This is a genomic window from Thioclava electrotropha, from assembly GCF_002085925.2.
Classification (GTDB): Bacteria; Pseudomonadota; Alphaproteobacteria; order Rhodobacterales; family Rhodobacteraceae; genus Thioclava; species Thioclava electrotropha.
On the sequence record NZ_CP053562.1, the window covers coordinates 2,025,664 to 2,038,212 of the forward strand.

Here is a 12,549-nt window from a genome sequence, read left to right on the forward strand (position 1 = left end):
CGCCGATCAGTCGCCTTCGGCCGGAATGCCAAGAAGCGTGATCGCCACCCCCAATGCAGCGAGCGCCCAGAACGCGTAGCGCTTCGTGCCCTCGGTTTGCAGTGCGGCGAGCACCGCCTGCAGCGTGTAATAGCCCGCGAAGGCGCGCGACGCGTAGGAGATGATTTGGAACAGATCGGTCGTCCAGGTCAGCGCGATCCCGGCGCCGATCAACACCGGATAGGCCGCTTTTTGCGGGATTTTCCCGCGCGAGAACTCCGCGATCAGGCCGCCCGCGCCCCCGGTATCGGCCACGGCGGCGGAGAATTGCGCCGCCAGCGCCGCGGCCACCAGCATCGCGGGCAGGATCGGAGCGACGACGCGCATCATATCGATGATCGCGGTCTCGGTCAGGTTATGGGCGTTGGGCGTGAAGATGTAAGCCAGCAGCGCGATATAGACCATGTAGATCGCGGTCGCGAGCATCTGCGCCCATTTCATCGCGGCGACCCGGGTGTCGGCATCGTAGCTCTTGCCCAGATAGCGCGCGGTCTCGAACCCCTGCACGGTCACGATCAGGCCGAAGAGCAGCCGCAGCGAGTCCCACGGCCCCAGCGTCGGTGCATCGACCACAAGATCGCCGGCGACGGCCACCTTGCCGAAATAGGCCGCCAGCCCGAGGATCAGCCCGGCGATGATCGCGAGCTTGAGCGCGACCGAGGCATATTCCATCTGCTCGAGCCGTTTGAACCCGCCGGAGAACCCGGCGATGGCGACGATGGCGAGCATTGCCGTGGTTACCGCGCGGGCCGCGAAATCCGTGTTCCACGGCGTAAGCGAAACGGCGAAGGCCCCGAATAAATTGAGGTAATAGGCGACCGAGATGACATAGGCGAAGGCGAGCGCGAGCTGCGCAACCTCTTCGATGCGTTTGATGACGGGCGTGTCAGGCACCTCCTCGGCGCGGATATTGGCGCGCACTGCCGCGCCGAAAAACCATCCCAGACCGCACAAAGCCGCCATTGCGAGCGGGGCGAAACTGCCGTAGCGGACCTCCAAAATCGGGCCCAGTACCAGAAAGCCGGAGCCAATGATCGAGGCCAGCGGGGTCACCATCGCGCGCCATTTCGGGCGGTCGCGCAGTTGGGGCAGGAACATTGCGGCAAGGACGATCAGGGCGAGAAGGATAATGGCTGCGTCGAGTATCATGGGCTGTCTCAAATGGTCGATTGGACGCAGCTAGCGCAGCAGGGGGAATTAAAAAGGGCCGCGTCAGACGCGGCCCTTCGCTGTGATTTATTCGGCGCAGTGATCAGAAGCCAGCCTTGATTTTCTCGAACTCGGCCAGCTGCTTTTCGCGCAGTTCCGGCGAGTTCGGCGTCTGGGCGAGGATTGGCGCGTTGATCTCGGTCAGGCCCGCCGTTTCCAGCTGCTCCGGCGGGATCAGCTTCATCGCTTCGGTGTTCGTGTGACCGTAGCCGATCTCGTCGACGAGAACCGGGCCCGCCTCGGGGCGCAGCCATGCGTTCATGAAATCGTAGAGCTTCTCTTCGGAGCCGGGGCCATCCTTGAGGTTCACGAAGCCGCAGAACCAGGTCGACGAGCCCTCTTTCGCCTCGCGCTGGAAGGCGACTGGGTAGTTGTCGTCCTGCAGATAGGCGACGCCGTCATTCCACGACCACGCGACCAGCACCTCGCCCGAGGCCATCAGCTGCGCCTGCTGCGAGGGGTCGGTCCAGTAGCTTTGGACGTTCTTGTTGGCCTCGCGCAGCCAGTCGGCGGCGGCCTGGAACTGCTCGTCGGTGACATTGGTCCAGTCGGTCACGCCGGTCGCGAGATAGGCCAGCGCCCAGACATCGTCCGAGCTGTCGGGCAGCGAAGTGCGGCCTGCATATTTCGGGTTCACGAAGACATTGAGGCTCGCCACATCTTCGGCCGGGACCTTGTCGGGGTTGTAGGCGATCGCGGTCGCCCCCCAGTCGGTCGGCAGATACCAGACGTTCTTGTCGTCATCGACGAAGATCTTCGAATTCAGATACTTGGGGTCGATATTCTTGAATTCCGGGATCTTCGAGACGTCCCACGGTTCGATCAGCCCGGCATCCTTGTATTTCGAGATCATCTGCGAACAGGGATGCGCCGCGTCTGCTTTGAAGCCCGAAGCGAGCTTCTGATAGGCCTCGTCGTCATCGCCGAAGAAAGCGTAGGTCGGGCTGTCGCCGTATTTATCGATGTAAGGCTGGAAGAGCCCCGGAATCTCGAAGCCGGCCCAATCGAAGATGGTCAGGTCCGGATCGGCGGCACGGGCCGGGGCGCTCAGCGCGGCCACGGCAATCCCCGCCAGAAGGAGAGCAGAAGTCTTCATTGCATATTCCCTGTTTTGTGTTCGTTTTGTGAAAACGCTAGAGCGGCTTTTTCGCCCTCGCAAGAGGCATTTGCACGGCAGATAGGCAGGAGCCCTGCGGCAAAGTGTGGAAAAGCCTCGACGCGGAGGGGCGTTGCGGAAAAATTGGGCGTGACTGAACCGGATCGGGCGCCGCGCGTAGGGAAAGGGAGGCAAAGGAGACGAGCATGAATGACACCCCCGTCCTGTTATGGCTGCGGCGCGACTTCCGATTCCACGATCATGAGGCGATGGCGGCGGCCGCGAAGACCGGCGCGCCGGTGATCCCGGTCTTCATCCATGACGATCAGGTCGAAGCCTTGGGGGCAGCGGCGAAATGGCGGCTCAGTCTTGCCGTGGAGGCCTTCGCGGAAAGCCTCGCGGAGAAAGGCTCAAAGCTGATCCTGCGCAAAGGCGATTCGCTGAAGGTTCTGCAAGCACTGATCGAGGAGATTGGGGCAGGTGCGGTCTACTGGTCGCGCCGCTACGACAAGCCAGGCCGCGACACCGATACGGAGGTCAAATCCACGCTCTCCGAGGCGGGGATCGAGGCCAAAAGCTTCATCGGACATCTTTTGTTCGAGCCGTGGACCGTGGAGACGAAAACGGGCGGGCCTTACAAGGTCTACACGCCCTATTGGAACGCAGTGAAGGGCACGGACATCCCGCCGGAAGTTAAGACGGTCTCTGAACTTCGCGTTCCAAATACTTGGCCAGAAAGCAAAAAGCTGGACGACTGGACGATGGGCGCGGCGATGCGGCGCGGTGCGGAAATCGTCGCGAAACATGTCAATGTCGGCGAGCGCGCCGCCCAGTCGCGGCTGTCGAATTTCCTGCGCGATCGCCTCTCGGACTACAAGACGCAGCGCGACGTGCCCGCTTCGGGCGGCACCTCGGGCCTGTCTGAAAACCTGACCTATGGCGAGATTTCCCCGCGCACGATCTGGCACGCCGGCTATCATAAGATGGCGGAGGGCAATCAAGGCGCCGAGACCTTCCTGAAAGAGCTCGTCTGGCGCGAATTCGCGTGGCATCTGTTCTTCCACTGGCCCGATATGGCCGAGCGCAATTGGCGCGAGGAGTGGAACGGATTCGACTGGCGGCGCGACAACAATGACGCCGAGGCGTGGCGGCGCGGCATGACCGGGGAGCCCTTCGTCGATGCGGCGATGCGCGAAATGTATGTCACCGGCACGATGCATAACCGCGCGCGCATGATCGTGGCCTCCTATCTCAGCAAGCACCTGATGACCGATTGGCGGGTGGGGCTGCGCTGGTTCGAGGATTGCCTGATCGATTGGGACCCGGCGAGCAACGCGATGGGCTGGCAATGGGTGGCCGGGCCGGGGCCGGATGCGACGCCCTATTTCCGCGTGTTCAACCCCGAGACGCAGCTCGAGAAATTCGACAAGGACGGGCGTTACCGGAAGGATTTCATCGCCGAGGGTCAGGCCAACCCGTCCGAGACGGCGACGGATTATTTCGAAGCGATCCCAGAGAGTTGGCAACTGTCGCCGGATCAGGATTATCCCGAGCGGCTGATCGGTCTGAAGGAGGGACGCGCGCGCGCCTTGGCCGCGTATGAGCAGCACAAAGGCTAGGCTGTCGCGGTAATTGAGAGCCTCAGATCAAGGCGTCGGATGTCGCCTTGATCCGGGTCTCGCGGCCCATGAAATCGAGCAGCAGCCAGACCCGTTTCTCGGCATCGACCTTTTCGACCGTGGCCACGAAATCCGCGAAGGGACCGGTCGCCAGCGTGACCTCGTCTCCCGGCGCGTATTCCGGCAGCGGCTGCAGCTGATCTTGCGTATCGCAGCGCGCGCGCAGCGCCTCGATCATCGCATCGGAAACCGGTGTCGGGCGCCCCGCGAGCGCCACGAGCCGCGTGATCCCCTGCGTGCCGTTCACCGCGCCCAGACGCGCCGATTTCTCTTGTTCGCGCACGAAAAGATAGCCCGGAAAGAGCGGCGCACTGCGGGTCACGAATTTGCCCGACTGGCGACGCGTCGTCTCGACCATCGGCAAGAAAATGTCGAACCGCTGCCGCTCCAGATTGCGCCGGGCGATCGCGGCGCTGTTGGGCTTGAACTGGGCCACATGCCACGCGCGGGCCGGGCTTTGATCGGTCATGAAAGGGCTTTCTGTTCAATCGAATTACGCCCGTATTGGCTGAGGGATCGGGCGCGGAAAGTCAATCAGACAAGGCGAACCTGCGCGGAAACGTGCGCGCTTAGGTTGTCCGTTGTGAAGTTAACCTTGCGTTAGGGATACCTGTGCCAGGCTCGCGGAGGGCAGAAAATCTGCCGCTGATTTGGGGAGGACATACATGATAACTCCGGTTCTTCTCGCGGGCGGATCGGGCACTCGGCTATGGCCGCTATCACGGCGCAGCTATCCGAAGCAATTCGCAGAACTGACTGGCCCCAAGACGTTGTTTCAGGCGACGGCCGAACGGCTCTCGGGCGAGGGTTTCGCGCCCCCCGTGGTCCTGACACAGTCCGATTTTCGGTTCATAGCGACCGAGCAGCTCACCGATACCGGGATCGACCCGGGCGCGGTGATGCTCGAGCCCGAGGGCCGCAATACCGCGCCCGCCATTCTTGCGGCCGCGCTTTGGGTTTCGCAACAGGCCGGGGAGCAGGCGCTGATGCTGGTCGCTCCGTCGGATCATGTCATCGCCGATCCAGACGCGTTTCGGCGCGCGATCGCGGCGGCGGAGCCCGCGGCGCGGGCAGGGCGGCTGGTGACTTTCGGCGTCACACCCGACCGTGCCGAAACGGGGTATGGCTATCTCGAACCCGGTAGGGAAGCAGATGCGCAGGGCGTCGTGCCTTTGCTCCGGTTCATCGAGAAACCCGACATCGCGCAGGCCCGCGCGATGCATGAGAGCGGGGGTTACCTGTGGAATGCCGGGGTGTTCCTGTTTTCGGCAGGCGCAATTCTCGCCGCAGCCCGAACCCATGCGCCGACGGTTCTCGCTCCGGTTGAAGCGGCCTTTGCCGCGGCGCGCACCGATCTTGGGTTTCTACGCCTCGACCCGGAGGCATGGAGCGACGCCCCCGACATCTCTATCGATTACGCGATCATGGAGAGGGCAGAGACCGTCTCCGTCATGCCGGTGCAGGCGGGCTGGTCCGATCTTGGCGACTGGGAAGCGGTGCGCCGTGCTCATGCTTCCTCGCGCCTCGATGGGGTGACGCTCTCTGGACCCGCGACAGCTATTGATTGCCGCGACAGTCTGCTGCGCTCCGAAGACCCGCGCATCGAGATGGTCGGGATCGGGGTCGAGGACGTGATCGCGGTGGCGATGCCCGATGCGGTGCTTGTCGCGCATCGCTCGCGCGCGCAGGATGTGAAGGCGGCGGTGAGTGCGCTCAAGGCGCGAAATGCCGCGCAAGCTACGGATTTTCCGCGCGATCACCGGCCCTGGGGCTGGTTCGAACGCCTTGTGCTTAGTGATCGTTTTCAGGTGAAGCGGATCACGGTCAAGCCCGGCGCGGCGCTCAGCCTGCAAAGCCATCACCACCGGGCGGAGCATTGGATCGTCGTGCAAGGCACCGCGCTGGTGACGCTGGGCCCCGAGACCCGCCTCGTGACGGAAAACGAATCCGTCTACATCCCGATCGGCGAGACTCACCGGCTCGAAAACCCCGGCAAGCTACCGATGGTGCTGATCGAGGTGCAGACCGGCGCCTATCTGGGCGAGGATGACATCATCCGCTACGAAGACGTCTACATGCGCTTGGCCGGCGAATAGCGGCCAACTCGGCGGTGCACCGCCACCCGTCCGTGCAAATCTGCGACAGCTCCTTACGAAAGCATGAATTCGCGTTTCGGAGGAGTATGACTCTCTGCTAGGTCTCCAACTGATTGTGACCGAGCCGGATTTCTACACACATGTTGGTGCGCCCCTACCGCTCCCGTTTCCTCTTCCTCGCGATGGCGAGCAGCGCGCTTGCAGGGGTCGGGTTTGGCCCCGCCGGCGCGCAATCGGCCGACCGAGCGTGGGGCTATAACAGCTATGGCATCCCCGGGCTGATCGACATGCCCGTAGCTGGCAGCCGCGAGGATGCGGAACTGGGCTTCAACGTCTTCACCTTCGCAGGACAAACCCGCGTCTCGGCCGCGTTCCAGATCACGCCGCGCCTGTCGGCTGGCTTCCGGTATTCGACGATCAAGAACTACATGGGCGGCGGCACACTCTACGACCGCAGCTTCTCGATCCAGTATCGTTTCCTCGACGAAGGCCGGATCCGGCCCGCGATGGCAGTGGGAATCAACGACATGGCTGGCACCGGCGTCTATGCCGGAGAATATGTCGTGGCGTCGAAAGCGCTCACGCCGAAACTGCGCGCGACGGCAGGGATTGGCTGGGGGCGGCTGGGGTCGTTCGGCAGTTTTGACAATCCACTGGGCGTGATCTCGGATCGGCTTGACTCGCGGCCCAATTTGGATTTCGGCAAGGGCGGCACCTTCCAGCCGCAGCAATGGTTTCGCGGCCCGTCGGCGTTTTTCGGCGGCGTCGAGTGGCAGGCGACGGACCGGCTGCGTCTGATGGCGGAATATTCCTCCGACGCCTATACCCGCGAGGACGGCCCGACCTTCGATCGCAAATCCCCGATCAACATTGCGGCGCAATACAAGCTCAGCGACAACGCCTCGATCACGGCGGGCTATCTCTACGGAACCGATCTGAGCGTGCAGCTGAGCTATGCGCTGAACCCGAAACACAACGCGCACCCGAGCGGGCTCAACGACGCGCCGCCGCCGGTCGTGCCGCGGGCGGGCGTCGAGGCCGCGCAAAGCTGGACGAACGATCCGGCCTATCTCGCAGCGAAGCTCCGCCCGGACTTGGCGCAGCAAGGCCTCGTGCTGGAAGGCGCGAAGCTCAGTGGCTCCACCCTCGCGATCCAGATCCGCAACGATCGCTACAACGCGCCGCCCGAGGCGATTGGGCGCGCCGCCCGCGTGCTGAGTGCGCAGGCCCCGGCGAGCGTCGACCGCTTCGCGATCACCCTGTCGGAAAATTCGCAGCCAGTCTCGACCACGACGATCCGCCGCGACGACCTCGAGGCCTATGAATTCCACCCGGTGGGCGGCGAGCTGATGCGCGCCCATGCTCAGATCGACGGCGCGCCCGTACAGCTTCCGGTCGCACCGGGCGCCTATCCGCGGTTCTCGTGGAATGTCGGGCCGTATCTGCGCCCGGGCCTGTTCGATCCCGACGATCCGTTGCGCGCCGATCTGGGTGTCAGCGTCAATGCGCAATACGAGATCGCGCCGGGCCTGCTGCTGACCGGGCGCGTGAACCAGAAGGTGATCGGCAATCTCAATCAGGCGAACCGGCCCTCGGATTCGGTGCTGCCGCATGTGCGCTCGGATGCGTGGCTCTATTATAAAGGCTCGGGTCCGACGGTTCCCGAACTGACGGGGGCCTATTTCTTCCGTCCGGGGCGCGATCTCTTCGGGCGTGTGACCGCGGGCTATCTGGAACCGATGTTCGCGGGCGTCTCAACCGAGCTGCTCTGGGCGCCCGAACACAGCCGTCTCGCGCTCGGGGCTGAGCTCAACCGGGTGCGCCAGCGCGGCTATGATCAGCGTTTCGATCTGCGCGATTACGAGGTCACGACGGGCCATCTGTCGGCCTATTACCAGTTCACCGACCAGTTCTATACGCAGCTCGATGTGGGCCGGTATCTCGCGGGCGACTGGGGGGCGACACTGAGCTTCTCGCGCGTTTTCGACAATGGCTGGAAGGTCGGTGTCTATGCGACGAAGACCGATGTGTCCTCGGCAGATTTCGGCGAGGGCTCCTTCGACAAGGGCTTCATGATCACGATCCCGCTGCACTGGGCGACGGGTCAAACGACGAAGCAACGTTATTCGACGGTGATTCAGCCGATCGTGCGCGATGGCGGGGCGCGGCTGGGGGTGTCGAACCGGCTTTACGGGATGGTGCGCGAGGATCAGCCCGCCTCCTTCGACGGCAATTGGGAGCGGTTCTGGCGATGAGATCACTCGTTTTCGGTGCGGCGCTGCTGGCGCTGGGGGGCTGTGCGCAGCTCGAAAGTCTGAGCAATACCGTGACGTTCTCGGGCAGCCGTTCCGCGGGGCAGGGCGCGACTGCGCCGACTGCTACAGCTCAAGGCGAGGGCGTCGGCGTGAAGGTTGTGACGCAGACCGCTCCCGCGCGCGGGCTCGAGGTGGTAATTCCGTCGCGCGACGCCAATGCGACCCTGTCTCTGGCCGGGCGTAACGGCACGGTCGAGACCTGGCGCACGGATGACGACATCACGGTGTCCGTGGATCGTGGCGTGGTGGTTGCAACCAGAGGTTTAGGCGATGATCTGATGGCTGCGGATTCCGGACCGACGCTCGCCGCCCTTCGCGGGGCGAAGATCGGCGCCTATCGCCGGACCTACCGCTTCCTCACGGCGGACGACCACTCGGATTATGTCCTGCTTGGCTGCGAAATGACGACCGCCGGAAATGAAACGCTCGCGGGGCAGAATTTGCTGCGTCACGAAGAAAAATGCAGCAATCCGAAAATGACCGTCACCAATATTTATTGGACCAATAAAAAGGGACGGATCCAAGCCGGGCGGCAATGGGTTTCCCCCACTGTCGGGCAGATCGCGATTGGTGTGCTCAACTAAGCCGGTTGAACCGTTCGGGATTAATTAACCCTATGGTTCACCAAAAGATTAATATAAGATTATCACGTCTTACCTATCCCAACCTAATCGGAGGTTTCGATGACGAAGTTCTTTACCGGTGCCATTGCAGTGGCAGCTACTCTCGCCGGCGCCCTTCCGGGCGCGGCGCAGGATTTGCAAGCGCCGGCCAATCTCAGCCATGACGCGCTCGTCGCTTGGGCAAAAGCCAATAACGTTTGTGAAACGGCCGTTTCCGATGCCGTTTACAACGCCGACGGGAACGTCGCTGTGACTTGCACGCCCAAGGCGACGAAGAGCACTCTTAGCGGCGCCACCCCGGTCGCAGCGGTGATCATTGGTGTCGGTCTTGCAGCGGCTGCGATGGGCAGCGGCGGCGGTACCAATGGTACCAACGGGACCAACGGCACGAACTGATCCGTTCGAGCCGAGAATAAGAAGGGCCCCGCATCTGCGGGGCCTTTTTGATTCGGGCTAAACCTAAGTCGGGCCAGAGAAACTGTCCAAATAGACAGCGGCTCCAGCAACTTTATTTCATGCCGATTCGCGCATCCTGTGATATGACATATTTGTGACGGGTATGAGGTGAATGGGGATTCACGCGATGCTTACGGGACTCGCAATTTTTCCTCTCGCGGCTCTGGTGTGGATGATGCTCTGCGAGAGTGTCGCACCGATGCAGGACGAAGCGCCGTATCGCGAGGTGGCTAAGTAGGGACCGCTTGGGCCGGTTACGGCCCCGGCGAGGTGGTGACGAGCGCCGATCCGCGCAGGATAGGTAAGACTTAATGCGCCAATCAGCGCTCGGCGCCACCTGAAAAGATACACGCAGACATGCTGCGCCACTTTGAGGCCCGAGTTGATAAGGGCCTATTTGCGTTAGATTTTTACCCGTTCACGGCGGGAAGTGGCCATCGCGCGACGCAGTTTGCTGCCAAGCGCGACGCGGCGGTAGATCAGCATGTAGCAGACGAAGACCACGCCCACGCCTGCACCGAGGGCTGCGGGGGAGGTCGCGCTGAGCACAGTGATGGAACATGCGATCAAGCTGAGCGACCAGAGCACAACCGAGGTGATCGGATTGCGCATCTCCGGGCGTCCGAGCGACTCGGCGATTCGTTTCGCGCGGCTGCGATAGACGAGGCTGTGGAGATGCAGGCGGTCCGCCGCCCCAGGATGCGTGCCGTCCCGCTTCACGCGACGCCGGATCGAGACCACGGTTTCGATCCACGGATAGGCGAGTGCGAGTACGGCGATCAGCGGAGAAATCTCATGATTTCGGGCGGGAAGGACAATTCCGATCACCGCGAGCACGAACCCCGTCGCATAGGCCCCGGCATCGCCGTAAAACAGCTTACCGGAGGGGAAATTCATCACAAAGAACCCCGCAATCGAGCCGATCATCAGCAGACAAATCGCGAGGATCGGTCCGTCATTGGTCTGTCCGGCGATCACCGCGAAGGCCGAGAAGACAATGATCGCGGAGCCGGATGCGAGCCCGTTCACGCCATCGATGATGTTGAGCGAATTGGCGATCCCGCCGATCGCGATGGCGCTGAGCGCGATGCCGAAGGCCGGGTAGTGGAGCAGAACGTAGTCGAGGCCGGGAATGTCCGAGCGATGAATATGATAGCCGGATACGAGGCAGAAGATCAGCCCGGCGCACACGGTGGCGATCAGGCGCCACTTGGCGGAGACTTTCTTGGTGATGTCCTCGATCGCGCCGGAGCCGAAGGCGGGAATGGCGCAAAGACAGATCGTCCACCAGAGTGCCTGCGTCTGCGCATCGAGCGTCAGGCCGGCTGCCAACGCGCCTGCGAGGAGCGCAAAGCCCCCGATGCGCGGAGTTGGAGCTGCGTGGATTTTCTGGATACCATGATCGCCGTCGAGCGTGAGTTTGCCATGAAAGCTTTTGGTCGCAACGATCAGGACCGCCATTAACAGCGACGCAAAAAAAGCTGTCACAACATACTCAAGACCAATCATACACTGCCCCCCGGCAATAAAAATCATTATCGCGGCGGCAAATCTTAATATTTTGCTAACGCGATAGAGTGAAAAATACTGAAAATCGTACGAATACCGTCGATAGAGAGATACTTAACTTTGTTCCCGGGGGTCAACGTCCTTTCACACGCCTTAGGCGAGTATTCGCGACAACGCCTCATCACCTCTTCGTTAGACCCGGGGTGACGTGGCGTCGCCTGAACGGTGTCACGAACGCGATGAAATCAATCCGGTTTCACGCTGTGCGCTGCTCGCCACAAGGTTGAAAGGCTTGGCGGGCGATTCATGCCGAAGTATGAATGGGCGGTTGAAAACAGCGACAGCTTCTCTATTCAGAGGCGCTAGATGAAGCCCGTCTCAGGTCCCTTGGCCGAGGAATGGGTGGCAGGCATAGGTTACGAGGCTCAGGAGGGCACGATGGGGGCAATGACGAGGATTTTCGCGGCGCTTTGCGCGTTGCTCTTTTTGGCCTCCTGCGACACCTCGACCACAAATTTCCCGGTCAACACCCGCAATGTCAGTTCCGTCGAGGATCCGGTGGCGGGCGATGTCGCGATCGTTCGGCTCAGCCTCGCCAATGTGGCCACTTTCGGCGCACCGTCCGATCTGAGCGGCGGACGCACGACGCTGCCCTCGAGCGACTACTGGAACTACCGGATCGGGCCGGGCGACCTGCTTGATATCGTGGTTTATGAGCATCCCGAGCTGACCTCGCCCGCGGGCTCGACCCGGACGCCCGCCGAGGGTGGTCTGCGCGTCAATTCGGACGGCACCTTCTACTATCCCTATGTCGGCAATGTGCGCGCCGCGGGCCGCACGCCGGAGCAGGTGCGCGCCGATCTCTCGCGCCAGCTGAAGGAGTTCATTCCCTCGCCGCAGGTGTCGGTGCGCGTCGTGGGCTACAACTCGCAGACCGTCTCCGTCACCGGCGAGGTGGGCAAGCCTGCCCGGATCCCGCTGACCTCCAAGTCGCTTACGCTGCTTGATGCGATCAACGAGGCGGGCGGCCTGAATGAGACGGCCGATGCGCGCCAGGTGCTCGTCCGCCGCGGCGGGCGCAGCTACGCGGTCGACCTGCAGGCCTTCCTCAACCAGGGCATCGCCTCGAACAACCCCGTGCTGCGCAATGGCGATGTCGTCTCGGTGCAGCGCGCGACGAAGCTCGAAGCCTATCTCCTGGGGCAGTTGGTGAAACCCGGCCCGATCGACTTGACCAAGGATGACGTGAGCCTCACCGAAGCCGTCACCTCCGTCGGCGGGCTGAACACCAATCAGGCCGATGCGCGCGGTGTCTTCGTGTTCCGCGACAGCCCGAGCGGGGTGATCGTGTTCCAGCTCGATACCTCGAGCGCGGCGGCCTACGTGGTCGGCACGAAATTCTTCCTGCATCCGCAGGACGTCGTCTATGTCACGACCGCACCGGTCGCGAAATGGAACCGCGTGGTCTCCAACATCCTTCCGACGCTGAGCACGGCGCGCGCGGCCTCCGCGCTCGCGAACTGATCC

General features: G+C 62.6%; 10 protein-coding genes. 6 read left to right on the forward strand and 4 right to left on the reverse strand.

All coding sequences use genetic code 11. The annotated features are described in order from the left end of the window. Nucleotides 1–6 precede the first annotated feature (6 nt). Together AKL02_RS09705 and AKL02_RS09710 are read right to left on the reverse strand one after the other, a co-directional pair. The gene (locus AKL02_RS09705; protein WP_198453280.1) at nucleotides 7–1,188 is read right to left on the reverse strand and encodes an Aq_097 family APC-type transporter; all 1,182 of its coding nucleotides are present in this window, start codon (nucleotides 1,186–1,188) and stop codon (nucleotides 7–9) included. A gap of 103 nt (nucleotides 1,189–1,291) precedes the next feature. Continuing rightward, complete coding sequence (locus AKL02_RS09710; protein ID WP_083077916.1) at nucleotides 1,292–2,344, reverse strand: ABC transporter substrate-binding protein; 1,053 nt, start codon at nucleotides 2,342–2,344, stop codon at nucleotides 1,292–1,294. Nucleotides 2,345–2,550: 206 nt separating this feature from the next. On the opposite strand from AKL02_RS09710, the gene AKL02_RS09715 reads away from it, so the two are divergent. Then, a complete protein-coding gene (locus AKL02_RS09715; protein WP_083077917.1) occupies nucleotides 2,551–3,963 on the forward strand; it encodes a cryptochrome/photolyase family protein in 1,413 nt (470 codons plus the stop codon). A 22-nt stretch (nucleotides 3,964–3,985) separates the two neighbouring features. On the opposite strand, the gene nusG is transcribed toward AKL02_RS09715, so the two are convergent. Further along, nucleotides 3,986–4,492, reverse strand: coding sequence for a transcription termination/antitermination protein NusG (gene nusG, locus AKL02_RS09720; RefSeq protein WP_083077918.1), 507 nt, complete (start codon nucleotides 4,490–4,492; stop codon nucleotides 3,986–3,988). A 196-nt stretch (nucleotides 4,493–4,688) separates the two neighbouring features. Between nusG and AKL02_RS09725 the strand changes: the two genes are divergently transcribed. The 4 genes from AKL02_RS09725 (at nucleotide 4,689) to AKL02_RS09740 (ending at nucleotide 9,453) form a co-directional block, all read left to right on the forward strand. Then, nucleotides 4,689–6,119 (forward strand): mannose-1-phosphate guanylyltransferase/mannose-6-phosphate isomerase, encoded by a 1,431-nt coding sequence (locus AKL02_RS09725; RefSeq protein WP_083077919.1) that lies wholly within the window; start codon nucleotides 4,689–4,691, stop codon nucleotides 6,117–6,119. Between the two features lie 140 nt (nucleotides 6,120–6,259). Continuing rightward, nucleotides 6,260–8,374 (forward strand): YjbH domain-containing protein, encoded by a 2,115-nt coding sequence (locus tag AKL02_RS09730; protein WP_083077920.1) that lies wholly within the window; start codon nucleotides 6,260–6,262, stop codon nucleotides 8,372–8,374. Further along, nucleotides 8,371–9,018, forward strand: a complete 648-nt coding sequence (locus AKL02_RS09735; protein WP_083077921.1) for a YjbF family lipoprotein — start codon at nucleotides 8,371–8,373, stop codon at nucleotides 9,016–9,018. Before AKL02_RS09730 ends, AKL02_RS09735 begins: the two co-directional genes overlap by 4 nt. A 99-nt stretch (nucleotides 9,019–9,117) precedes the next feature. Further along, entirely contained in the window at nucleotides 9,118–9,453 is a 336-nt protein-coding gene (locus AKL02_RS09740) for a hypothetical protein (protein ID WP_078541095.1), read from the forward strand. A 462-nt stretch (nucleotides 9,454–9,915) separates the two neighbouring features. Here AKL02_RS09740 and AKL02_RS09745 read toward each other — a convergent pair whose 3' ends face one another. Then, a complete protein-coding gene (locus AKL02_RS09745; protein WP_232621763.1) occupies nucleotides 9,916–10,974 on the reverse strand; it encodes an MraY family glycosyltransferase in 1,059 nt (352 codons plus the stop codon). A gap of 414 nt (nucleotides 10,975–11,388) precedes the next feature. Between AKL02_RS09745 and AKL02_RS09750 the strand changes: the two genes are divergently transcribed. Next, on the forward strand, nucleotides 11,389–12,546 hold the full coding sequence (locus AKL02_RS09750; RefSeq protein ID WP_232621764.1) for a polysaccharide biosynthesis/export family protein: 1,158 nt from the start codon (nucleotides 11,389–11,391) through the stop codon (nucleotides 12,544–12,546). Nucleotides 12,547–12,549: the final 3 nt, after the last annotated feature.